Origin of the sequence: Paenibacillus sp. FSL R5-0766 (genome assembly GCF_037971845.1) — a bacterium.
Classification (GTDB): Bacteria; Bacillota; Bacilli; order Paenibacillales; family Paenibacillaceae; genus Paenibacillus.
This window is the reverse complement of the sequence record NZ_CP150227.1, coordinates 3,292,451-3,317,520: the sequence shown is the minus strand read 5'-3', so window position 1 is coordinate 3,317,520 and position 25,070 is coordinate 3,292,451. Positions and strand designations below refer to the sequence as shown.

Below are 25,070 nucleotides of genomic sequence, written 5' to 3'. Positions count from 1 at the left end.
GTTACTTCACCAGTTCCAAGTACCACCAACAGGCTTCGGTCAGTCTATTGGCTTCAGATTGAAACGCACTGGATTTATACTCTTTGTGAAACGCTTGCAGCACCACTTCGATTACAGGAATATTTAAATCCCCTTGATCCTGTAATAGCGCTAAGAGCCCTTTCGAAAGTTGCTTCAACGATACAGATTCACTGGATTTTTGAACACGCTTGTTGAACTCATCCAATTCGATCAATACATTATCAATATCCAGTCCCATATCATGGTTACGCTCATCGGCATTCAGGAAATAGAGAGACTGAACGTCAAAAATATGTTCATTTCTTTGATGCATTGTTCTTAATATCACTTCAATGTACGTTAATACTTTTGGAACAACTTCGCTCCAAACCGGTTTTTTCGTATTTAGACTTCTCGAGGTGTTGGCAATCTGATGCAGTATGCCATAGCACAATATTGCACCTTCGTTGGCATATAAGCTGATGTCTTTTCCGTACACCTGAATCAAGCGTGTAGACAGCCAGTTTAGATGCACTTTAGCCAGTTTCGCTGAGTTGATCTCTCCGGCGTAAAAACCAGTCCAATACAATTCCCACACTCGCTCTTTGTCAGGTCCAGACATGGGAATGGCAATCTGATCAACGAGCAGGTCATAATCCGATGTATAGTGATTTTGTTCAAGCTCTTTACGAATGAAAACATCCTCTTGCATACGCTGATCAATAATCGAATATAAACAGTCTTCTTTGGAACTGAAAAATTTGTAGAATGTGCCTTTGGATACACCCGATTGATCCAGGATCATCTGAATTGTTGTATTTGCATAACTATGCTCTAAAAATAGTGCAAGTGCTGTTTCCAATAAACTTTGTTTACGACTACTCATATCTCGTTATCGCCCCAAGTTTTTCTATTGATTTTAACATTCATTTCTCAGGAGTTGAAGCATTGATTCGTAGTATAGCTGTCATATAAAATAATTGCACAATGAGTAAATTTGCACAATGAGCAACTTGTTTGTTATGATAAACCTCACAAAGTGCATATTAAGTAAGTGTGCTCTTCTTAAAAAGTATTAAACCATATTCATTGATATTGGAGGTGAACGCATAAGCGGAGAATAATGATTAAACGAAACTTGCGACATTTGAAAAAAGAAGCGACTGAAAAAGCACTTGCTGGTGCTGCATTTGAACTGACTCTTGAACACGGACTCGATGGTTTTACGGTCGAAGATATCGTGCTTCAGGTGGGTTGTTCACGTAGAACATTTGCAAACTATTTCACATGTAAAGAAGAAGCCGTAGCAAGAGGCGCAATATCCGTTCAGAATACAACCGAACTCGAAGAGTTACTTACCAAAATGTCCGATAATGCCTCTTTGCTTGACGTACTGTATAACCTGATCAAGATGCAGCTTACAACAGAACTCTTAGGAAGGCTTCATCAACTAGTATCACTATCCCAGACTTATCCTGTGCTAGAACCGCATTACCTTGGAGCCATGCACCGGATGCAGACGCAGGCACAAGATACCTTATTAGACTTATCTAACGGAAAGTATGACGAGATCTATACTTATCTTTTGATCAACGCACTATATGGAACAATACTGCCATTAATTGATGGAAGACTCAAAGTGTTACTGCCCGGACAAGTCATTACTGAAGATACCAAGCCCGATGTTTTAACATTCGATCAATTTTTGGAAACCACGTTTAATCATTTACGGGCAGGATTTGAACATGCCAACCATCCACATTCATCATAGAGGAGTGTAAAATAGAGAAATGTCTACATTATTATACAGAGTGGGGAAAACCGCTTTTAGCAAACCTGCCTATTTCATCATTGGCTGGGTTTTAATTCTGGGAATTGTCATCTCCATGATCAGCATCAATGGTATTCACATCAGTTCTGAAATGAAGATTGAAGGCACAGAGTCACAGAAGGTTCTGGATCAATTGGCAAAAGAACTGCCAGCCGCCTCCGGCGGTCAAGGAAGTGTTGTCTTCAAAGCACCAGACAACGAGCGTTTGGATACGCCTGAACGTTTGGCGGCCATGATGAAAGGTGTCAATGAAGTTTACGGATTAGACAAAGTCCTTAACCCTGCGGACTATGCAGCTGAAGCGGGTAATTCGGGTGCTCAGGCGGAAATGGCTCAGAATGCTCAGGCTACTGATATGGCGCAATCCGCAACAACCACGCCTCCTCCCTATGGACCTTTGATGGTGGATGGTGTTCCTGTACCTGGAATGCTGATCTCTTCGGACGGCAGCATTGCACTTTTCCAGTTCCAATTTACAATCGAGCAGTCTGCCATAACACAGGATGTATTTGATTCTGTTATTCAATCGGTTATGACGGTAGAGCAAGGAACCAACATTACAGTCTTGCCAGGCGAAACGCTCAAAACGGTATCGATTGGAGTCGGCTCGGCAGAGATTGTTGGACTGGTCATTGCTGTCATTGTATTGCTGATCACCCTTGGCTCCGTTGTTGCAGCAGGTCTACCTCTGATCACTGCACTCCTCGGTGTTGCCATTGGAGTTGGTGGTGCGTTCTCCATCTCCAAATTCATCGAAATGCCTAGTGTTACCTCCGTCCTGGCTCTCATGGTTGGATTGGCTGTTGGAATCGATTATGCTCTCTTCATTGTTAATCGCCAGCGTCGAATGATCATTGATCAAGGCTTGAGCGCAAAAGAAGCAACGGCCAGAGCCATTGGTACATCGGGCAGCGCAGTATTTTTTGCCGGATTAACCGTCATTATTGCACTGTGCGGTATGCTTGTCATCGGTCTCACATTCTTGTCTACGATGGCTTTGGTCGCAGCTGCCACCGTACTCATCAACGTATTTGTTGCTTTAACCCTGTTGCCAGCTTTACTCGGATTGGTAGGAGAACGCATCTGTTCCGCCAAAGCTCGTGAAAAAAGCGCGAAACAGCCTAAAGCCACTAGCCGCGGAGTTGCGGACAGATGGGTAAAATTCGTTATCAAAAATCGTTGGGCTACCATCATCGCCATCATCGTCATTCTTGGTTTTGCCGCGACGCCGATCACCAAAATGGAAATGGGTATCCCCGGCGCTTCCTCAGCGAATCTGGATACAACTGCAAGACAAAGTTATGATGCCATCTCCGAAGGCTTCGGAGAAGGATTCAACGGACCACTTATTCTGGTCGCAGAGCCTAATCAGTCTTCCGCAAAAGTTACACCAGAACTCTTGGGTGGTCTGGTGATGGAACTCCAAGGTCAGAATAACGTTGCACAAGTCACACCGCTTGGTATGACAGAAGATTTAGCTATTTTCAGTCTCATTCCAAAAACGGGTCCTAACGATAATCTCACGAAAACACTGGTCACTGATCTACGTGCGGCTGATTCCAGCATCGCACAGACCTATGATGTGAAACTCGGAGTTACTGGACTCACAGCTGTTAACATCGATATGTCAGCCAAACTGGCGCAGGTGTTCCCTATTTATGTAGGCATCATCATCCTGCTCTCGCTGATCATCCTGTTACTCGTATTCCGTTCGATTATCGTTCCAATTAAAGCCACCATCGGTTTCCTGCTTAGTATCCTGGCTACATTCGGGATCACCACTGCTGTATTCCAATGGGGCTGGCTGCATTCGCTCTTTGGTTTCGATACAGGCGGCCCGCTGCTGAGCTTTATGCCGATCATCGTGACAGGTATCCTGTATGGCCTGGCGATGGACTATCAAGTCTTCCTTGTGAGCTCCATGCGGGAATCCTACGTGCATGGTCATCGCGGGACCGAATCCGTCGTTCATGGGTACAATCAGGTAAGTCGCGTGGTTGTTGCCGCAGCAGTGATTATGGTCTCTGTATTTGCAGGATTTATATTCACTGACGATGTCATGATCAAGCAGATTGGTTTCACTTTGGCGGTAGGCATTCTGATTGATGCTTTTATCATCCGTATGGGCTTGGTCCCTGCCATCATGGCTATTTTCGGAGACAAAGCTTGGGCACTTCCAAAATGGCTGGATCGCATTCTGCCAAACCTGGATGTTGAAGGCGAGAAGCTGATTGCTTCCCTGAATGCTGAAGAGCATGCCAACACGAAGTCTGGATCAAAATAATCCTGCCAATAGAATGGTAATACCATGATTACTATTACAACTATATTCACCAATACTAAGACCTTCTCTGTTTTTATAAACAGGAGGTCTTTTTTCTTTTTCACATTTTATGCGGTGATGTCTTCTATATGGTTAGTATAGCGCGGGGATTTAGCAGCATTAACAAACGCCGCAAATAACTTCTGACTGTAGTCATCTACTTTATAGCTGTACTCTGGATGCCACTGCACAGCCAAAACAAACGAGCGGTTCGGCATTACCGCGGATTCGATAAGTCCATCTTCAGCGACGGCCACGGCCGTTAACTTATCCGATAACATTTTGATTCCCTGATGGTGATAACTGTTCACTTTTATCGTATCTGTTTGCAAAATATCGTATAGGATATTATTTTCCTCAATATGTACATCATGTACAAGATTCGTATACGGCGGACTTTGCTTATGATTAACGATCTTGTTCCCATGAAGTTGAAGGCTAGTCGGAATGTCTTGATATAACGTTCCACCCAACATAACGTTAAATAGCTGCAGTCCACGGCATATGCCAAAGGCAGGTTTATCAAGCTCTATTACCTTTTGTAATAATATCGACTCCATCATATCGCGTTCAATACATAACTCTCCACAGGTAACCTCTGCACGCTCATAATACAGCTCAGGATTGAGATCATGTCCTCCGGTGAACAAGAACCCATCAAACTCATTAGCCAACCTTGTTATGATCTCGGTATCTGTTGTCAAAGGCAGCATAATCGGAATTCCACCTGCTCCTTCTATGGCGTTCATATAATCAGGAAGCATCCAGTAACTTTTTTTGTCCGTATCATACAAAGGCAGTACACCGATCATGGGCTTTTTCATGGCTTTACCTCCCAGCTTTTCATTCATTTTATCAGATCTCTTCATATATAAATTCACTGAATTATTGCATTATCCTACCTCTATCATCTACGAACCCGTTACATCCGGAATGCTGGAAAACTAAAAAAACAAACAAAGCCGCATAACAGCGACTTTGTTTGTAGTTCATATACCATATATATGCATTCATCCGTTTAGTCTAGAAAGCATCTCATCTAAGCTGCTTTTACGGTGGTTGCTTCGTCTGAATTCACTTGGATGGAACGCTGGCATATCAGGGTAACGACAAAAGCCAGCAAGGCAAGCATCACAGCAACTGGAGGCACCCACTGGACACCACCCATATTGACGGCAATTCCCCCGACGCAGGACCCTAACGCTATACCCACATTGGCTGCCACAGGCAGGAGTGTAGATGCAAATGCTTTGGACCCCGGCGCGATCGCTCCAGACACATCAAACAAATATAACTGGGATGCCGCGCTCATGGAGGATGACACACATCCAATCAGAAACAGGAATGCCAAGCCGATCCACAGATTGGAAACGGTAAAACTCATGCCCAGGAAGAGGATCGCTTGGATAACGAAAAGCCCCTTGAGCTTGGGTAGGAAATCACCCTTGGCTATTTTGGCACCAATCCAGTTACTCAGGATGCTGCAGGCGCCATAGATCAGGAGTATTGCACTAATCCATTGTACTGGCACACCCATCGTCTCACTCAGGAGTGGCGTAATGTACGTAAAAACGACGAAAATACAGCTGTTTCCCAGTACAGGGATCAGACAGGCCAGCAATATCCGTGGCTTCACAAAGAGAGACATCTGATCACTGAACGAACCTGCAATCGTTGTTGTTTGGCGTGGCAGAATACGAAACATGAATACCTGCGGCACAAAACCTATGCATGCTGTAACAACAAACGTCATGGACCAGCTTAGATGTTGTCCGATAAATGTACCGAGCGGAACACCTAGCACATTTGCGATTGAAAATCCGCCCAAAATCCAGGCGATAGCTTCCCCTCTTCGCTCCCGGTTCACTGCGTCGCTTACGATCGAGATCGAAAGTGATATCGTAAGTCCACAAGCAACGGCCGACACGATGCGAATGGCCATCAGAGAAGAGAACGTTGTTGAGAACACGGTCAATAGATTTAAAGCTAACACGATTGCAAATCCAATCAATATGGAACTTCTTCTGGATATTTTGGCCAAGAAAGCCACAGCAAATGGTGTACCCACTGCGTATGCAATCGCAAAACCGGAGACAAGCATACCCGCGGCAGCAATTGATACTTTCATGTAACTTTCAATTTCCTTCAATACACCCACGATGACATACTCGGTTGTTCCCAGAACAAAACTAACGAGCGTAAGCGTTAAAATAAGTAGGTTCTCTCTATTTCTAGTCATAAATCAATACTCACTAATCCTTTCTATTGTTGCAAGCGCTTCAATTCTTTTGACGATCCGTAATCATGTATTTTCTGCTTTCCCATCCCTTCACTTTCGATATATAGTTACATTTTGGATAGTGAAATTGTACTGTCAGATACGCTATGGCGACAATCAAGGTTGTTGTGGTTTTATTGCAAAACATTATATATGTTGTTATTTCAACACAGACTTTCATTACTAATTCTGAAGGGAAGACATAGATGAATACACACCACGAATTCGGCCAACGGCATCCAAATCGAGATTGCACCATTATTTATGTAGGAAAACTGGCCGACAATCCCCATTGGAGTTTTCCGACGCATAAACATGACGATCTGCATGAGATTATCTACGTAACTGAAGGCAAAGGATTGTTCACCATTGACGGTACCAAACACTGGGCTCAAAAAGGGGACATGCTCATATATAACAAGGGTACTCTTCACGAGGAGAAGTCCAATCCTGAATACCCGTTATCCACTTTTTATTGTGGCTTTCGTTTTGCAGAAGGCACCCGGACCCTTGAGGATTGGGTCATTCCTCCCTCTAACAATCCGATCATTCGAGCCAACCGATATTCCGATGAGCTCCATTCGTTAATGCAGACTCTCTTCAATGAATTTTCAATCCGGGAACATGGATACGAGTCAATCTCCGGGCATGTCCTGAAAGCAATACTTCTGATCATCGATCGGCAGTCCCGTCAACAGCTTCCTAGTGGGGAGATCGTTGGGAGTAATACCCTTGCTGAGAGCATTAAAGACTATTTGGATACCAACTATCGGCAAAATATTAAACTCAAAGAATTGGCAGATCAATTTCATATCGATTTTTATTACTTAATTCATATGTACAAAAATCACTATGGTACTTCTCCTTATCATTACCTGATCCAACGAAGAATGGGTGAAGCCACCCGATTATTAGTCTCAACCAACAAAAAAATATGGGAAATTGCCAAACTGGTCGGGTACGATAACCCCAATTACTTTACGATTCTATTTACCAAAACGGTTGGTGAATCACCTCGAAGTTTCCGGAAAAAGAATCAAAAGGATATGTTCGGGGATGAGGTGTCACATTCTTACTAATTTCACCAATCTCTCTAAACCCAAAAAAGCGCTCCAATTTGGGGAGCGCCTTGGCTATTTACGTTTCCTTATACACTTACATACATCTACTCTAGAGTTTAAACCGGCGAACCAGTTCTTGCATATTCTCAGCTGTTTTGGATAGCTGTGCAGATGATGCCGATATCTCCTGCATCGCCGCCATTTGCTGTTGGGCTGCTGCTGAAGTTGTCTGAGCACTATCAGCCGACACTTTAGAGATGTGACTCATCGCGGCAACGGTAGCCGAGACTTCTTCCGTACTGGCTGACAACTGTTCTGAGACAGCGGAAATATCCTGAATTTGATCCACGATATGCGTTGTATATTGTTCGATGTTCGATATGGTTGCTGAAGCTTCTTGGCTGATCCGCATTCCTTCACCAACTTGATTACGAACTTTATCATTCATAAGAGATGTGGATTTCGCAATCAGATCGAGCATTTTGCCAATAGTAGCGCCAATCTCGTCCGCACTTTGTTTGGATTGCATCGATAATGTGCGAACCTCACCAGCAACGACCGCAAAACCTTTTCCGTGTTCTCCTGCTCTTGATGCTTCAATAGAAGCATTCAGTGATAGTAGGTTGGTTTGCCGAGAGATATCCGCAATCGCTTCATTCATTCGATTGGCTTCAGCGGATAGACCGGATAGCTCGTTAATCAGTGCCGAGGTTTCTTCAACAGCTCCGAGAATGTGTTCCATTTGTTCTCCGACCTGATTTATCGTTTTTCCACCGTTAGCAACAGCACGCTCCGTCTCTTCAGCCGAATCCACAATCGCACTCGCAGATTCTGCAATTGTACTGATGCCTCTCGCCATCTCTTCTACGGCATTCGCGGTTTGTTCCGAATTTTCCGCCCCAACGATAGCTGATTCAGCAGTCTGGTGCATCGTTTCCGCCACATGTTGAACCGATTGGGTGGTTTGTTCAGTACTTTCCTGAATCATTTGGGAAGAGTGGCTTAACAACGATGACGCCTGATGAAGTTCAGCAACCACCGATTGAAGGGAGATGGTCATTTGGTCAAAATCATTTGCCAATATACCAAATTCGTTTTCGGTTTTCAGATTCACCCGTTCGGACAGATTCCCTTCGCTTACGCTGCGGGTTGCCTTTCTCAGTTTTTGCATAGGTACAATAAAAGATCTCAGAATGAAGAATATAATTACACCAGCAATCAATACAGATATAATAATGACCGTTAGACTCGATACCATAATGGGTTTCGCTGCGGCGATAAAATCTTCATGACCCATCAAAGCAATGACATTCCAACCCGTCAAAGCATTAACACCGTTATATACCTCCAGATCATACGCCAGATCCGTTCGGACAAATTGAGAAAATGCCATCGGTTCATCGGAACTTGAAGCCGTATTTGGATGGACTGGAATTCCCTCGATGAGTGCTCCGCCAAGCTCTCCTCCCCCACCCTTTACAATGGCACCAGACCAAGCCACAATGGTTCGATTGGAGTCCACCACAATCAGACTCCCATTACCTCCGACATCCACAATCGATATTTCATTTGCTAATCGCTCCAGATTAAGTTTAATACTTGCTACACCGTGATCATTTGAAAGAGCCTTTGAAATTTCTACATAAATCTTCCCGGATACCTGATCTTTCATAATACTCGAAAAATAGAATGATCCATTGTTACTTATACCATTGGTGTACCATTCTGTACTGCGTGGATCGTATGTTGCATCCTCTATTGCTGAAGAAGATATAACACTGCCTTGGTCGTTGCCCACGGTTATGGAAAGAATATCAGGATATGTATCAGCTAACTGGTCGATTCCTACTTGTAGTGCTTCGTTGTTGGCCTGACTGGGGTCGGAGCCATACATGCTGTCTATGTAACTCAATAATGCTGCTTTTTCCCCTACCAGATTGTTAATATGCTGTCCGGTCATCGTTAATATGGTATTGATGGGCTCTGTCATTTTTTGTTGTACTTGATCTTTGGCACTATGATATGAGAAATATCCGATAAGTGCAGTAGGGATAAGAAGTACCGCAAGGAAAGCTGCAATGAGTCGAGTGCTCATTAATCGTAAACCGGCTCCTCCTTTCCTATAAAATGACCCTTTTTTCTTTTTCTTTTCCAAAGTGAATCTTCCTCTCTTTATCCATTTTTGGTAGAATCAATCGGCCAGTAAACGCAAAAAAACCCATATATACACACACCCAAAGAAACTTTGAGCATGTATATACATAGGTATTGCCTGAATGAATTCAGTAACAAGCCGTATTTGTTAGTATTATAGCATAAATAAAAAGGGTTTGTTAACTATGGTTGGGTCTTTATACCAGACATCTGTTGTTTATAATCCGTAGGACTCAGCCCCGTATACTCTTTGAACACCTTCGAGAAATAGTGTTGGTCGCTAAATGACAGTAAATCGGATACTTCCTTAAACTTCATGTCGGGTTGACTTTCCATCAGTCTGCAGGCCTCCTGAATGCGAAGCCGGGTGTAATACTGAACAAATGTAATTTGTGTTGCATTTTTGATCACTCTGCTGACGTACGACGGGCTAACGTGAAACTTCATGGCAATGTCGTTGATAGATAATTGAGAGTATTTATTTAGTTTTACGTAATCGTCAATCTGTTCGAACAAGATCGCCTTGCTTTTTCGAACGTGGGATTGCAGCATATCGAAGCACTGTCCCGTCCATTCCGTCAGTTCCCGGCAAAAATCGGCATAGGCCTGTGCCTGGGCGAATTGTCTTGACCGGAGCTCCAGGCCCAATCTCATGCCCGACCCCTGTTCCTCGTACAGATGAGCAAACGTGTCTACAATCAATCCAATAAACCGATCCACCTCGGTCATATGTACATTTTCCTCTGCCCATCGATCCAGCAATTCGGATAACTTAAGAGCAAACCGTTCTTTCTGCCGAGCCTGTATCATCTGTACAAAAACAGATTCCTGCACCGGATCCAGACAGCCTGTCTCGGATCTGGCCATAGACACCGGATTCCCGGTATCCAACACTATTCCTTGTTTCAACCGTTGCTGCTCAGACAAAATGGACGACATGCGGTGATAGAGCTCCGGCAGATTACCAGACTCAGCGAATAGAAGTTGTCCTCCAATGATCGCATCGATGTCATGCGCAACCAAATGCCGTCGCAACGATTCAAGACATTCATGTACGGAAGAGTACACCTCAAGTGCACTTTTATTGACAAAAGCGACAAATTGATATGGGGTTTGACTAGTGTACACACGACAAGGATGGAATGCAAAAAAATCCTGCACTATGCCATCAAGTTCCACCTGCACCCATCGTTCATGCCCTGCGGTAAAAGGCTGTTTGCTCATAATGATCATCATCTGGCTGAATAAAGGCGGAAACTCCTCCCCTTGTTTGGGCGTAGTCTCACATTGGGGATGAATGATTTCCTGCAAATCCAGCAGTTCCTTGGACATCTGTTGATCAAGTTGGTCAATTACCCGACCCATGACTTCTTCAAGCGCCTCTCGCTCGACAGGTTTTAACAAATAGTCAAACACTTGCAGGTTTAATGCTTTTCTCGTGTATTCAAAATCGCTATAACCACTAATCAAGATGACCTTCAGATCCGGGTTGGCAAGCTTGGCTTGCTCAATCAGGGATAGCCCATCCATTTTTGGCATTCGTATATCTGTCAACAGCAAATCAATCGGTGACTGCTTGATGGCTGCCAAGGCTTCCTCTCCATTGGTTGCCGTAGCCGTTACACGAATCGGGAGGTTGAGCGTTTCCAAGAGCATTTTAATATTACGTAATATCGGTTTGCTATCCTCAACGATCATAACGTCATACATCGTCTGTACCTCCTTGCTAGTAAAAATCCTTCGTCAGTGAGCCGATGATTTGAATCGTTGCTCCATGTTGCTCATCCGCATGATTGTTAAATATATTAATAAAGAGCCGATTGTTATACATTAGTTTGAGTCGATTGACGCTATTGATAATCCCCATGTTACCAAGGGCTGTGGCACGATCGGCAGTCTGGTTCATTCCGGAACCCGATGCCTGAATATTGGCTAAAATGTCCTGGATCTTATCCGGTGGAAAGCCTTCTCCATTATCTTTGATCCCCAAAGCCCATAATCCGTTATATTGCTTCACGGTAATCTGGATACGCCAAGGCGGCGCGGTGTTGGCAAAGGCATGTTCAATGCAGTTTTCCACAAATGGCTGAATGACCAACCGCGGCAACCGGATTTCGTTCGCCAGCTCGTCTGCACGGATGTCCCACTCCAGATCCTCTTCGTACTTTTGATGTACAAGGGACAGATAATGTCTCGTATGTTGAAGCTCCTCACCCAAAGTCACATGCGCGTATGGTGAAGAGACAATATAACGTAGACTGTCCGAAAGATGTTTGCACATATCCGATACAACTTTGGTCTTCCCCTCTTGGGCGGCAATACTGATCAGGTATAAGACATTATGAATAAAATGAGGTGCAATCTGGGCTTGCAGCGCAGAATTACGCGCCTTTACTTCTTCATGAAGCGCCGATTTTTCCCGGTCAATGGATTGCTGCAGCCTCTCCATCAGATCCTGAAAGGCTTCATTCAGCAATAAGAGATCGTTATTCTTCGGCGATTCATCCACTTTCAAATTCATATTGCTGTAGTTCATGCGCCAGATTTGACTGCGTAGCTTGCGGATAGGCAACAGCAGATTACGTGTCGACAGGAAGATATACACAAATGAAACCAGCATCAGTGCTGTAATCAGCAGAATGGACATCGTCTGAACCGAATGGATCGAACCTAGAACAGATTTTTTGGGAGTAATGATATACGTGATCCAGCCTGTACTGGGTGAAGTGGAATGCGTGACATAATTGTCGTCTTTGTCCACATCGAGTCCCTCATTTGATGAAGGTTTCGTCCAGTTGGCAAATGTCACACCGTCTTCCTTGCCTGTCATCTGCTCCCCATGTTCATTCAGAATATAGACATCCCCTGCTGTGATACCTTCCGTAAGGTTCTGTATATATGCCTGTTCCATCTGAATGCTAAGATAACCGTACACCTTGCCGTTCTGATCATTAATCGTGCGCACAAAGGAGATGGTATCGTCTTGGCGCAGCAGAACAAAACCACTTTCCGTCCAATCTCGTCCGACCTGACTACTCTCCATCATGGTGTTCAGGATTGCGGGCGGATTGCCCGAACCCAGATATGTTGTCAGGAGAACACCGTGATTGTCGTAGATGGACATGTCTTTGATATTCATACTCGGCCCGATCGCCTGAAACATGATGTCTTTGATGATCCGAATCTGTTTCAGCCTTTCATAATTACTATGCGCTGAGGAGCTCTTGTCCATGGCTGCAAATATATTTTTGCTGGATAATATTCGCTGCGACATCTGGTTCTGTTGTTCTACGTAGAGATCAACTTGCTCTCTTACCTTTGTAGCAGTCACGAGCGTATCCTGCTCCGTTTTCAGTTTGAGCGGGCGAATAACAATCACATTCACATAAACGATAAAACAGCCCAGCACGAACAAAAGCAGAGCCAGAAATGTCAAAAACACCTTTGTCTGCAAACTGAATTGAGTTGCTTTATGTATGAGCTTTGCCATTCTCAGAGTTACCCTCCTGTTCTGACATGATGTGAAATCCCTTAGATTTATGTCCTACTGTATCACGGTACTCCATGAAATGATAGCGATTTCAAGTTCAGGATTTTACACATCAACGTTCAAGCACAGACATGTACCGGGGCGATAAAAGAAACTATAATCGGATTTGTAAACGGATTCACTAAACGTTTTAGAGGGGGATTTGCATTGAAAACAATAAAAAGAAAAAAGGCGCTTTCTATTATTCTGGCCAGTTTATTATCGGTCTCGTTAACGGCTTGTGGATCAGGAGGTACCGATTCCGGCACAGCTGCTGGCGGGGATAGCAAGAGTGGCAAAGTCACATTGGAGCTGGCCATCTCTAAAAGTTCTCAGGACTCTGCTTTCATCCAGCAGGACATTCTCGATGCATTCGAGAAACAAACGAACATTCGTGTTAATTTGCAGCTGATTCCAGCGGAACAAACAACGACTGTACTGCAAACCAAACTGGCTGTAGATGAAACGCCTGACATTATTCAGTACAATCTCGCAAGCGCAGTCACGGACCTGAACCTTGAACGTAACTTCGAGATTCTGGATAACGAGCCATGGGCGAGCAGAATTGTGAACAAAGACGTCCTCTCTTCTGGTGGTCATCTCTACAGCTTCCATGTCAGCCAAGATACAGGGATGCAAGGAGTCGTTTATAACAAACAAATCTTTGAAGAACTCGGGTTGTCGATTCCAACCAACTACGAAGAATTCCTGGCGATCTGTGAAAAAATCAAAGCAAGTGGCATTACTCCTGTATTCATGCCTTACAAAGATGCTTGGGCTGCCAACATCTGGCCTGCCGCAGCTTTTGCCGATTTTGTAGCCAAAAATGAACCGACTTTTTTTGATGAGCTGAACAGCAATAAGAAAAAATGGTCTGATATCCCGGAATTCAAAACATTCCTGGAACAACAATATGAAATTTACACCAAAGGTTACACCAACACGGATGTGCTTAGCGACAGCTATGACATGGCCGTAGGTAAATTCCTGAACAAGGAAGTAGCCATGATGTTTATGGGAGATTGGTTAATTGAAGGCGTTGCCGAGCAAGATCCAAATATGGAACTGGGCGTATTCCCGATTCCATCGTCAGACAATGCCAGTCTGGGTGCAAGTCCACTGGGCGGACAACTGTTCATTCCGAAGAAATCCAAACATCTGGATGAAGCCAAACAGTTCCTGGACTATATCGCTTCCAAGGATGTCGCACAACAGATCGTCGATTCCAAAGGATACGTATCCAATTTCAGTGACGTTACTACACCGGAACTGCCAGCATACAAACAGGATATTGTAGACAACTATATTACGCCGAAGAAAACCGTGCTGACAACGGATGCATACATGCTGGTTGATCGCAGCGAACTGTACCGATTGTTGCAGGATCAATTTGCAGGTGGTTTGTCACCGGAAGAAGTACTGAAATCCTGGGATGAGAAGTTCAGTCAGCTGATGCAGGATAAAGGTGTAGAAGGTTTCTAAAGAGTGAAATACAAGGCAGCATAACATGGACGATCGTTATGCTGCCTAGTTATAACGGAGTGTGAGACATGAAAAGGACTAAAAATCTGTACTCGTATTACATGATATTTCCCGCACTGATTATCTACTCCATCTTTTTCGTTGTGCCTGCTCTCGCTGCTTTCTATTATTCATTCACAGATTGGCGGCTGGATCGGCTGGAGCTGAAGTTCATCGGGTGGGATAATTTCCAGAAAATTTTCTCGGACAAAACGCTTATTCTGGCGCTGAAAAACACGGCGATATTTGCAATCGTCACCGTCGTTGGCAAAAATGTCATCGGTCTGTTGCTGGCCGTAGGACTTAACATGCGATTAAGAACCAAGAACCTGCTGCGTGCCATCTTCTACTCCCCTTCCATACTAAGCATTCTTGTGATCAGCATTCTGTTCACTCCCATGTTGCGTACCGAAGGTACTATCAACAATTTGTTGGAATCTGTAGGGCTACATTCGTTAAGCCAAGCTTGGCTGACCAACCCATCCATTGTGATCTGGACGATTGCCATCGTCTCGATCTGGCAGAGTGCCGGGTTCCAGATGGCCATCTATCTGGCGGGCCTGCAGTCCATTTCTCAAGAGTATTACGAGGCAGCCAAGATTGATGGCGCAAGCTCGTGGAGAAGTTTTTTCAAAATCACACTGCCGCTCTTGCTGCCAGCCATTAACATTAACCTGATGCTGACATTAATCGGTGGACTCAAAGTATTCTCCGAAGTATATGTCATGACAGGTGGTGGCCCGGGTAACGCTTCACAGGTCGTGGGTACGATCATTCTGCGATCTTTCGGTGAAGGCAACTGGGGACTTGGAACCGCGGTCAACACTCTTCTGTTCGTCGTCGTTACCATTATTGCTATACCGCTATTGATCTTCATGCGGCGTAAGGAGGTTACGGAATAACATGGGCTATACACGCAAACTCGCCATCCGCAACTATATCGTGGAAGGTTTCCTGATTCTAGCCTCTCTTATCGTTCTGTTGCCGCTTGTCATTCTGATCTTTGGTTCATTCAAAACCAGTGCCGAAGTGCTTAGCTTCTCCCTGAGTTTTCCGGAAACATGGCAGTTCTCGAACTATGTTCGTGTCTTCCAGGAAGGCGGTCTGTCGCGAGCGTTCTTCAACAGCATTTTGATTACTGGTGTATCTTCCATTATTAATATCGTTGCCTCTTCGGCAGCGGCATTCATTCTGGCACGTCGGGAAACCAAACTATCCGGCACGATCTACATGTATTTCTTCATGGGACTGATTGCGCCAATGTCGATTATTACGACCATACGTGTTGTACAGGGATTGGGATTCTACGGCAGCATCACAAGTGTCATCCTGATCTACGCCGCGTTAAATACAGCCTTCAGTGTATTCTTGTATAGTGGATTCATCAAAACCATTCCACGAGCACTGGACGAAGTGGCATTTCTGGAAGGAGCAAGTGTGTTCGGGGTGTTCTTCCGCATCGTCACACCGCTCATCCTGCCCGTTAACGCAACGGTAGCGATCATGGTGTTCATGTCCGTTTGGAATGACATCACAATTCCGGTATACTTCCTGACAGACAGCTCCACCTGGACGATGCCACTATCGATCTACAATTTCTACGGCAAATATAGCCGGGACTGGAACCTGATCTTCGCCAATCTCGTGCTTACTTCCCTGCCTGTATTCATCCTTTATCTATTTGGGCAAAAATATATCGTCAGCGGCCTTACTGCCGGTGCAGTTAAAGGTTAAACCTTATATTCTCACGGTTCTCAAGGAATAGAATTGGAGTATTCATGACGTACTCAACCCCCACCAGATCTGGTGGGGGTTGTTCTAGAAAATGTATCTACACCTCTCTATTTTTGAAACAATTGCGGGTAAAGGGCAGCAACACCACCAGCAAGACCCTGTTGTACATTCCGACTAGTATCATCAGCAATAATTTCGTAGAGATCCGCTTCGATGGAATCTATTGCAATTTTGGCAATATCCGTTGGGCTCGTTTTTGGTGCATCGATGCCTGCCGTCATATCCGTATCCATGAACGCTACGTGCAATCCGGCAACGTTAACGTTCTTAGGGGCTAATTCCAGACGTAATGCATTCGTAATTCCCCACTGAGCGGATTTTGCAGCTGAATATGCACCTGAGTTACCAAGCCTGAGCCAAGATAGAGCGGACAGGATATTCAGTATCGAACCGCCCCCATTTTTCTCTATCATCGGTGCAAACGCACGAATCATTGAAAGCGTACCGAATACATGTGTATTGAACTCCAAGTGAATATCGTTCAGCTCACCTGTGAGCAGAGAAGCACCCGTAGCGGAACCAGCATTATTAATTAGAAGGGTTACATCACTAGCTATCTCAGCTGCAGCCATGACAGATTGTGGATCCGTAATATCGAGTTGCAGTGGAATAGCCCCGGGCAGATCAATGGATTCAGGGTTTCGCTCGCCAGTCTTTAATAAAAGAAGATGCCCGATAACCTTTGAAAAAAGGCTCCGAGCATCTTTCTTTGGTCCTTCATTGAGAACGGATTTACATATGGATTATGATTTTATGTCATATAGATTCGCAGGTAACGCCTGCACAAATGGTGACCAGTCATTCACTGTATATAGATGAAGTCGGTGCATGGCCCGTGTGCATGCCGTATACAGAAGCTTGCGATCATATTCCTGGCTGTAAGCAACGGGTGAAGCATCATAGACCAGGACAGCATCGAACTCAACGCCTTTGGCGAGATACACAGGAATAACCATGATTCCTTTTTCAAAAATCTGTGTGTCCTTTGTTATGAGCTGTAACCCTTCGCCGCCTTGACTTTGCAACCTTTCATAGGCATCACGACTTTCAGCCGCGGTTTTCGTAATCACAGCAATGGAATCAACCCCCTCCGCCTTAAGCGCGGCGATGTCTGCGAGAATCTGTGTACCACGCAGATTTTTGTCCTTCAATTTTGTTAAAAGAGGCTTCTGATCTCCCCTTTCAAACGGTCTTATCTCTTCTCCCCCTGGTAACATCTGTCTCGTGAATTCAACAATCTCTTTGGTTGAACGATAACTGCGTACAAGGCGTATCAATGTAGTTTCGCCTTCTCCGTAAAGATGAACCAGTGGCGAGTTGGATGCTGCCAAATCCGTAGCCTGCATAAAAATCGCTTGCCCGAAATCCCCCAGCACCGTCATGCGGGCACGAGGAAACAGTTTCTTGAGATACTCGTATTGAAACGCCGAATAATCCTGACCTTCATCAACAAAGACATAACGAATCTCTGTGTTCGTCCGGACGCCTTCGATCATCTCTTTTACATATAAATACGGAGTAGCATCCTCATGGAACAGCTTGTTCTGAAGGATCATTGCGTTGGTCTGTTTACAAATCTCAGGCCAGTGCTGTGGGGGGATTGCCCCATTCGTTTGTTCCCGATAAGCGGCTTCATCTACAAATAGTTGTTCGTATAACCCTTTCACATCCACGAACTGAAATTTCCGCACACTCTTTCTTAACGGTTTAAACATGTCTTTCACCAGTTTCTGACGAAGCAACTCCTCTTCTCGCACTGCAAAGTTAAAGGCACCCTCATCTTGCACTGCGCTGTCATTACCATTATCTCGTGCTGCGTATTTTTCCGCTACATCGAACACAGGCTTTTCTTTGTGCAACATGCGGAAAGCTTCCACATACTCATCCGTGTCCAGATAATTCAACTCCTCCTGAACCCAGTCTGCTTCCCGTTCCAGACGTTCCAGCGAAACAAGTTCTCTCAGCAACCATTCCTGCAAAAGAAGAATACGGTTGGACAAGGTAAGATTTTGATCCAAACTGTAAAATTGAGTCTTAATTTGGTCCGCAGTGATGAATTGACGTCCCCGAAATTGAATACCGTTGAACCGCATGCCCTCCCGCCCCAGCCACTTACCGTAGTTTTGGAGCACTTGCAGGAATGTCTCGGAAGCTTTGTACTTAATCGCCTCCAGACGAGCTTCATAACCCGGATCTTCTTGGGCTGTCAGCACATATTCAATCTGATCAAAGGCATCCTCTGGTCGTAAGGAGGAATCCAGCCAATAATTCAGATATTCCTGGAAAGTTGTCTGCTGCATGTTCTCTTCGCCAAGTTCCGGGAGTACAGTCGAGATATAACTGGTAAACATCGGATTCGGCGAGAAAAGTACAATCTGATCTGCTTTGACGGTCTGGCGGTGCTTGTATAGTAAGTAGGCCACTCGCTGTAACGCAGCGGACGTCTTGCCACTGCCAGCTGCTCCCTGAACGATAAGCATTCGGCTTCGGTCATCACGGATAATGGCGTTTTGTTCCTTCTGGATAGTTGCTACAATGCTCTTCATTTGTGAGTCTGCACCCTTGGCGAGCACTTGCTGCAACAATTCGTCACCAATCGTCTCAGTTGAATCAAACATGCTATGAAGCTGCCCATGTTGAATCTGGAACTGACGCTTGAGCTCCATCTTTCCGTCGATTCGTCCTGAAGGTGTGTCATAACTTGCTGGCCCGGGAGAGTGATCATAGTACAGACTCGCAATTGGCGTACGCCAGTCATAGATTAGAAAGTTCAATCCATCTTCATCCATGAAGGATGATACGCCGATGTAGATCTGTTCAGTCAATGTCATGCCTTTTTCCTTATAGTCGAAACGGCCAAAATACGGCGTTGGAAGCAGTCTCTTTGTATTTCTCCATTGTTGTGTTAACAGCTTGTGTCCGCGCTCCCTCTCGGCCAACACTCTGGACTGCTGATTAATGGTATAGAATGCATCTTCAAAATCCGTGTACGAACCCGTATTAATCGTCACTTCTTCCCAGAACCGTTTACGAATTTCGGCAGCCTGTTCATGCAGTCCTGCAACCTTCGGTTCTAACTCTTCGAGTCGTGCCTGAAGTTTGTTCCTCACCTGCACCAGTCTTTCCTCTTCCAACTTCCATTCGTTTGTTTTATCCATGAATAAGTCCACTCCCTTTTCCATTTATTAGGACCAAAAAAAGAGCATTGACAAATCGGAATGTCGGATGTAAAATTAAATTAGGAGAAATAATGATTCACCCTTTATATTCAATAGAAGTTTCAATTGCGCTATAGATTATATCATGGCTTCTTTTTACGTTCAATGCTTTTTTTATTCTGTCTGAATTGAACAATAATTTATATTAACTAGATGTCTCTTGAGCTACACTGGGGGGCATCTTTTTTTGTGTCCTGGGCATGGTTCATACCCTGAATGCGCTGTAAGCTATACACCCCTTTATATATTCGATAAAATGAACGAAACATGAAACATGAGTTGATGCTTTTGGGAGGGATACATAAATATGAATATAGAACCTGTGGAGGACCGGTGTCCTGTTGAGTTTGCAGTCAATATGATTGGTGGGAAATGGAAGTTGTTAATTATAAATCGTCTCATCCGCCATTCAACAATTCGATTCAATGAATTACAGAAAATGCTGGACCCCATTACGCATCGCACGTTAACCAGACAATTACGAGAACTTGAAGAAGCTGGTTTGATAAACCGTGTTACCCACCCTGTAGTTCCGCCTAAAGTCGAATATTCCCTTACAGAAAAAGGACAAAGCCTGACTTCGATCTTATTTCAGCTAGGTGATTGGGGATCGAAACATATGTAAAACGCCTTCTCATAGTATCCCAAGGGATACTTTATATCATTAATGTGCGTACTTACGCTCCTATTCTAAATCCGTTATGCTGAGGTCATTGCTGAGTGTTAACTCATTCATTCCAATCACATATTGAAAGGAAGTTATTGACCACTATGACACAGAATGATCGATTTTTAGTATATGGAGCATCGGGCTCCCAAGGCGGAGCTGTCGCTCAATTACTCGTTCAACACGGTTGTGAGGTTCGCACGATTACTCGAAATGAGGCTACAGCCAACACACTGAAGGAACAAAACATTGAAGCTTTCATCGGGGATCTATCAGATGTGGAACAGCTTCATACGGCGCATGAAGGTGTAAGTAAAGTCTTCCTGAACCTGCCGGTGGAGTTCAATTCGGATAAGATCAGACAATATACCAAAAATGCAATTGATGCTGCTATACAGGCAAACGTTAAATTGATTGTAGTTAACACGGGCACCTATGTTCCTGACCCTATCACCCATTCCAAAGGAATTGAATTGAAACGTGAAGTTATCCATGAATTGCAGCAAAGTGGTCTTCCATATATCATTGTGGAACCCATTGTATACTTGGAAAACTTCCTGATTCCCGGAATACTGAACAATGGCGTTTTGGCCTACCCGGTACCAGCAGACAAGCCGATCTCCTGGATTAGCTTAAACGATGCAGCTCAATTCCACTATTATGCCTTGACTCATTCGGAATTGGCAGGAAGCATTATCCCAGCACCCGGATTAGAAGCCCTGACAGGTGCACAATTAGCGGAACAATTCAGTGCTGTATTAGGTGAAAAGATCAGCTTCATGTCTCTACCTTTTGATCATTTTGAAGCAGCGATTCAGCCTTTGTTGGGAAGTGAGACAGCAGCAGGTCTTAAAGGATTGTACCAATGGATTGATGGGCATACTGATCTTCTTCCACGGTATGAAGAGATGGATGATAACATCAAAACCAATCTTAAATTAACCAAAATAAGCGATTGGATTCATCAAACAATGATTAAATAATATTTTATGAACAAGCCCTTTGAATCTCCAACCAGAGAAACGAATGGCTTGTTCTTTTTATATGAGAACTTTAATGGACTCAACTGATTCAGATTCAGAGATTGTGATAGGAATAGGCAAAACTTTGATAGAAATGTGGTACAGATTGGTTCATTCGATATGACATAATAATGTGTATATAGATCACCATACAGGTGGCAATAATAACAATTAGAAAGGATTTGAACATGATATGGAATATACCAAACTTGGTAACACAGGCTTGGACGTATCTCGCTTTTGCCTGGGTTGTATGGGATTTGGGGACGCCAGTAAATGGGTTCATGAATGGGTACTGAATGAAGAAGACTCTCGCCCCGTGATCAAAAAAGCGTTGGATCTAGGCATTAATTTCTTCGATACAGCGAATATATATTCTCTGGGTACGAGCGAGGAGTATCTTGGTCGGGCGTTAAAAGATTACGCAAATCGGGATGAAGTTGTCATTGCTACCAAAGTACACGGACAAATGCATCAAGGACCCAACGGTTCTGGTCTTTCCAGAAAAGCCATCCTGAGTGAGATTGATAAAAGCCTGAAACGATTGGAAACCGATTATGTGGATCTGTATATCATCCATCGTTGGGACTACAATACGCCTATTGAAGAAACCATGGAAGCCTTACATGATGTGGTGAAGTCCGGTAAAGTGAGATATATTGGCGCTTCGGCCATGTTTGCATGGCAGTTCCAAAAAGCATTACATGTAGCAGAGAAAAATGGTTGGACCAAGTTTGTCTCCATGCAAAACCACCTGAATCTCATCTACCGTGAAGAGGAACGAGAAATGCTGCCTCTATGCAAGGAAGAAAAGATTGGTGTGACTCCCTACAGTCCTCTTGCTTCAGGCAGGTTAACCCGTGACTGGTCCGTATCAACACTTCGATCCGAGACAGACCAAATTCAGAAATCCAAGTACAATGCGACAAGTGATGCGGATCGGCTTGTTGTTGAACGAGTTGCATCCATTGCAGAAAAATACGGTGTCCCTCGCACACACATTGCACTTGCGTGGTTGCTACAAAAAGACACTGTAGCGGCTCCAATTATCGGTGCCACCAAAATATCGCATCTGGAAGATGCTGTAGGTGCCCTTTCTGTTGAGTTGACCTTAGAAGACGTCTCATTCCTTGAAGAGCCCTATGTACCTCACCCTGTAGTAGGTGCTCAATAATCGCTTTTGCTTAAAATATAGAAGACCTCCTCTTTCCGTATCCGGAAGTTGGGGGTCTTCTTTTTATATCACGATTTATTTGCGCCAAAATGTTGAACATTCTGCCTTATCCGCTATATTGAACTCAATCATTCTCTCAAGTAACGAAAAATCAATCTCCTGTTTCCACTTCATCCGCACCAACTCTTTGGTGTGATCATACCCCGCCTGTGTGATCTCTTCCGAAAAACGATTAATTCCTGCCTGCTCGGGAGCAACAGCCAAGTGTTGCTTGGATACACTAAAGCCAATAATAAAGGTCTCATGGTCGGTAAACATCGGTTGATTCCAGGCTATTTTTTGCTTTAAATTCGGGAATTTTTCAGTGACCCAGTTCAAAACTTCTTCCGTTCGTGCCTGGTGTTCCGGGTTATCGATGCGTGCTATAAATTCTGCAAAGGTCTCCATTGGTTTCCCCCAAATCATGAAATATACTATTTAATTTGCCCTATTCAAACTCATTCTATCATGAATATCAAATTCAATACCCCTTATCGGTTGTTTTAATGCAAAAAGAATTTGTAACAACAAAGTTCTCTTTAATAGGCCGATATCTATGATCATAGAGTAGTCCTTACCCGCAAAGACCTTAGATATTTTCCTTTATCCAAGATCGCAACTGATCCGTATAGACTGCACGTTCAACCCTTCAATTAACAAAACAGAAAAGCAGCTGACCTTGGCGGCAGCTGCTTTCTTCTATCTTTAACTATCACTATTGCAGAGTTCACACTTACATAGTGCTGATATCAATAACAAATCGATATTTCACGTCGGAAGCTAATACACGTTTGTAAGCTTCGTCAATCTGGTCGGCGGAGATGACCTCAATGTTAGGTGCAATATCATGTTCTGCACAGAAATCAAGCATTTCCTGCGTCTCACGAATGCCACCAATCATGGAACCTGCAAATGAACGACGATGACCGATAAGAGAAAATACGTTTACGGCTAAAGGCTCTGCAGGAGCACCCACGTTCACGAGTGTACCATCCAGCGTGAGCAGTGAGAAATAAGCATTAATATCGATATTCGCACTTACCGTGTTAATCATCAGATCAAATGTGCCTGCAAGTTTCTCGAATGTTTCCGGTTCGCTTGTGGCAAAGTAGTGATCTGCACCAAATTGCAGTCCATCTTCTTTTTTACTCAGGGATTGGGAAAGAACCGTTACTTCGGCACCCATCGCATGTGCAATTTTGACAGCCATATGACCAAGACCACCCATACCTACAACGGCAACTTTCTTACCTGGGCCAGCTCCCCAGTGATGCAGTGGTGAATATGTCGTAATACCGGCACACAGCAAAGGTGCAGCAGCATCAAGTGCAATGTTATCAGGGATGCGAACGATGAAATCCTCTACAACAACAATGTGAGTTGAATATCCACCCTGCGTAGGCTCACCGTATTTGTCTACCCCAGCATAAGTGGGGATATTTCCTTTGAGACAGTATTGCTCTTCACCTTTGCGGCAGTTATCACATTCACCACAAGAGTCAACCATACATCCGACCCCTACTCGGTCACCGACCTTGTATTTGGAGACCCCAGTTCCTACATCAGTCACTATTCCGGCAATTTCGTGTCCAGGAACGAGTGGATAATTCACAGGCCCCCATTCACCGTGGGCAGTATGGATGTCAGAATGGCAGATACCGGCATATTTAATCTCGATTAATACATCATTGGTATCCAGATCACGTCGTTTAATTTCAGCACTTCTGAATTGTTGGTCTGGTCCGTCAACGGCTCTGGCTTTAGCTATAATCAATGGGATAACCTCCTAGTAATTTAAAGTTCAAAATAATCTTACCCCCTCTAGTTAACTCTAGGTCAAATGTTTATCTTTTTTTTTATCTCGAACTTACTTTGACATCCAGTAATCCAACATGTTAGAATTCACTCGGATCAATCCTAGAGTTAACTCGAAGTCTACCCCTAGTAGAAAGGAAATCATTCTATATGACCTATTCAATCGGTGAAGTTGCCAAAAAATTAGACCTTACGGTATATACATTGCGTTACTACGACAAGGAAGGACTCATGCCTTTTGTAGAACGAACCACAAGCGGAACACGCTTGTTCAAAGACTCCGACATTGACTTTCTAAAGATCATCCAATGTCTGAAGCTGACCGGCATGCCTATTAAAGACATTAAGGACTTTATTGAATGGTGCTCTGAAGGGGACTCCACGCTGAAGCAAAGATATGACATGTTTACGGAGCGAAAAGCTATTGTGGAAGCACAAATGGAGCAACTAAGAAGAACCATGGAAGTCATTGAGCACAAATGCTCATATTACGAAACTGCTTTGGAAGCAGGAACCGAAGAGATTCACAAAATTAAACCGATGGAAAATGCCATCACCAATTGATGGTTCATACTTTCTATTTTCTAAAATTAGCGCACAAAAAAAGTAGCTTGAAGTCCTCTAACGGATTTCAAGCTGCTTTT

The 25,070-nt window shown here is 44.1% G+C and carries 20 protein-coding genes; 10 read left to right on the top strand and 10 right to left on the bottom strand.

Annotation, left to right across the window (positions count from 1 at the left end; translation table 11 throughout):
* Position 1 precedes the first annotated feature (1 nt).
* Entirely contained in the window at positions 2 to 886 is an 885-nt protein-coding gene (locus MKY66_RS14470; RefSeq protein ID WP_076212045.1) for a TetR/AcrR family transcriptional regulator, read from the bottom strand.
* A gap of 261 nt (positions 887 to 1,147) precedes the next feature.
* Here MKY66_RS14470 and MKY66_RS14465 point away from each other — a divergent pair, with 261 nt between their 5' ends.
* Positions 1,148 to 1,771, top strand: a complete 624-nt coding sequence (locus MKY66_RS14465) for a TetR/AcrR family transcriptional regulator (RefSeq protein ID WP_339807168.1) — start codon at positions 1,148 to 1,150, stop codon at positions 1,769 to 1,771.
* A 19-nt stretch (positions 1,772 to 1,790) separates the two neighbouring features.
* Positions 1,791 to 4,115 carry an MMPL family transporter gene (locus MKY66_RS14460; RefSeq protein WP_076212040.1) on the top strand — a complete coding sequence of 775 codons (2,325 nt, stop codon included), beginning with the start codon at positions 1,791 to 1,793 and terminating at the stop codon, positions 4,113 to 4,115.
* 107 nt (positions 4,116 to 4,222) lie between these two features.
* Here MKY66_RS14460 and MKY66_RS14455 read toward each other — a convergent pair whose 3' ends face one another.
* Positions 4,223 to 4,978 (bottom strand): gamma-glutamyl-gamma-aminobutyrate hydrolase family protein, encoded by a 756-nt coding sequence (locus tag MKY66_RS14455; RefSeq protein ID WP_076212143.1) that lies wholly within the window; start codon positions 4,976 to 4,978, stop codon positions 4,223 to 4,225.
* Between the two features lie 215 nt (positions 4,979 to 5,193).
* Positions 5,194 to 6,393, bottom strand: a complete 1,200-nt coding sequence (locus MKY66_RS14450) for an MFS transporter (protein WP_076212038.1) — start codon at positions 6,391 to 6,393, stop codon at positions 5,194 to 5,196.
* A gap of 245 nt (positions 6,394 to 6,638) precedes the next feature.
* Here MKY66_RS14450 and MKY66_RS14445 point away from each other — a divergent pair, with 245 nt between their 5' ends.
* Positions 6,639 to 7,511 (top strand): AraC family transcriptional regulator, encoded by an 873-nt coding sequence (locus MKY66_RS14445; protein ID WP_076212036.1) that lies wholly within the window; start codon positions 6,639 to 6,641, stop codon positions 7,509 to 7,511.
* A gap of 91 nt (positions 7,512 to 7,602) precedes the next feature.
* On the opposite strand, the gene MKY66_RS14440 is transcribed toward MKY66_RS14445, so the two are convergent.
* The 3 genes from MKY66_RS14440 to MKY66_RS14430 form a co-directional block, all read right to left on the bottom strand.
* Positions 7,603 to 9,588 carry a methyl-accepting chemotaxis protein gene (locus MKY66_RS14440; protein WP_076212035.1) on the bottom strand — a complete coding sequence of 662 codons (1,986 nt, stop codon included), beginning with the start codon at positions 9,586 to 9,588 and terminating at the stop codon, positions 7,603 to 7,605.
* A 242-nt stretch (positions 9,589 to 9,830) separates the two neighbouring features.
* Complete coding sequence (locus tag MKY66_RS14435; protein ID WP_076212033.1) at positions 9,831 to 11,357, bottom strand: response regulator; 1,527 nt, start codon at positions 11,355 to 11,357, stop codon at positions 9,831 to 9,833.
* A gap of 16 nt (positions 11,358 to 11,373) precedes the next feature.
* Positions 11,374 to 13,137, bottom strand: coding sequence for a sensor histidine kinase (locus tag MKY66_RS14430; protein ID WP_076212031.1), 1,764 nt, complete (start codon positions 13,135 to 13,137; stop codon positions 11,374 to 11,376).
* A 207-nt stretch (positions 13,138 to 13,344) separates the two neighbouring features.
* Here MKY66_RS14430 and MKY66_RS14425 point away from each other — a divergent pair, with 207 nt between their 5' ends.
* From MKY66_RS14425 to MKY66_RS14415, 3 genes are all read left to right on the top strand, one after another.
* Positions 13,345 to 14,658 (top strand): ABC transporter substrate-binding protein, encoded by a 1,314-nt coding sequence (locus tag MKY66_RS14425; RefSeq protein ID WP_076212029.1) that lies wholly within the window; start codon positions 13,345 to 13,347, stop codon positions 14,656 to 14,658.
* A gap of 68 nt (positions 14,659 to 14,726) precedes the next feature.
* Complete coding sequence (locus MKY66_RS14420) at positions 14,727 to 15,599, top strand: sugar ABC transporter permease (protein ID WP_036670879.1); 873 nt, start codon at positions 14,727 to 14,729, stop codon at positions 15,597 to 15,599.
* Position 15,600: 1 nt separating this feature from the next.
* Positions 15,601 to 16,431 carry a carbohydrate ABC transporter permease gene (locus tag MKY66_RS14415; protein WP_017688542.1) on the top strand — a complete coding sequence of 277 codons (831 nt, stop codon included), beginning with the start codon at positions 15,601 to 15,603 and terminating at the stop codon, positions 16,429 to 16,431.
* A 107-nt stretch (positions 16,432 to 16,538) separates the two neighbouring features.
* Here the strand turns inward: MKY66_RS14415 and MKY66_RS14410 are convergent, their stop codons facing one another.
* Complete coding sequence (locus MKY66_RS14410; protein WP_256704254.1) at positions 16,539 to 17,168, bottom strand: SDR family oxidoreductase; 630 nt, start codon at positions 17,166 to 17,168, stop codon at positions 16,539 to 16,541.
* 66 nt (positions 17,169 to 17,234) lie between these two features.
* Positions 17,235 to 19,649 carry an RNA polymerase recycling motor HelD gene (gene helD / locus MKY66_RS14405; protein ID WP_076212025.1) on the bottom strand — a complete coding sequence of 805 codons (2,415 nt, stop codon included), beginning with the start codon at positions 19,647 to 19,649 and terminating at the stop codon, positions 17,235 to 17,237.
* A gap of 367 nt (positions 19,650 to 20,016) precedes the next feature.
* Between helD and MKY66_RS14400 the strand changes: the two genes are divergently transcribed.
* The 3 genes from MKY66_RS14400 to MKY66_RS14390 all read left to right on the top strand — a co-directional run bounded on the left by MKY66_RS14400 (position 20,017) and on the right by MKY66_RS14390 (position 22,572).
* Complete coding sequence (locus MKY66_RS14400; RefSeq protein WP_017688544.1) at positions 20,017 to 20,334, top strand: helix-turn-helix domain-containing protein; 318 nt, start codon at positions 20,017 to 20,019, stop codon at positions 20,332 to 20,334.
* Between the two features lie 146 nt (positions 20,335 to 20,480).
* Positions 20,481 to 21,359 carry an NmrA family NAD(P)-binding protein gene (locus tag MKY66_RS14395; RefSeq protein WP_076212023.1) on the top strand — a complete coding sequence of 293 codons (879 nt, stop codon included), beginning with the start codon at positions 20,481 to 20,483 and terminating at the stop codon, positions 21,357 to 21,359.
* A 232-nt stretch (positions 21,360 to 21,591) separates the two neighbouring features.
* Positions 21,592 to 22,572: an aldo/keto reductase gene (locus tag MKY66_RS14390; RefSeq protein ID WP_076212021.1), complete on the top strand. Its 981-nt coding sequence runs from the start codon at positions 21,592 to 21,594 to the stop codon at positions 22,570 to 22,572.
* A gap of 75 nt (positions 22,573 to 22,647) precedes the next feature.
* Here the strand turns inward: MKY66_RS14390 and MKY66_RS14385 are convergent, their stop codons facing one another.
* Both MKY66_RS14385 and MKY66_RS14380 read right to left on the bottom strand, forming a co-directional pair.
* Positions 22,648 to 23,019, bottom strand: coding sequence for an iron chaperone (locus MKY66_RS14385; RefSeq protein ID WP_076212019.1), 372 nt, complete (start codon positions 23,017 to 23,019; stop codon positions 22,648 to 22,650).
* Between the two features lie 325 nt (positions 23,020 to 23,344).
* Positions 23,345 to 24,385 carry an NAD(P)-dependent alcohol dehydrogenase gene (locus MKY66_RS14380; RefSeq protein WP_047842906.1) on the bottom strand — a complete coding sequence of 347 codons (1,041 nt, stop codon included), beginning with the start codon at positions 24,383 to 24,385 and terminating at the stop codon, positions 23,345 to 23,347.
* Positions 24,386 to 24,576: 191 nt separating this feature from the next.
* Here MKY66_RS14380 and MKY66_RS14375 point away from each other — a divergent pair, with 191 nt between their 5' ends.
* Entirely contained in the window at positions 24,577 to 24,990 is a 414-nt protein-coding gene (locus MKY66_RS14375; protein ID WP_076212017.1) for a MerR family transcriptional regulator, read from the top strand.
* Positions 24,991 to 25,070 lie beyond the last annotated feature (80 nt).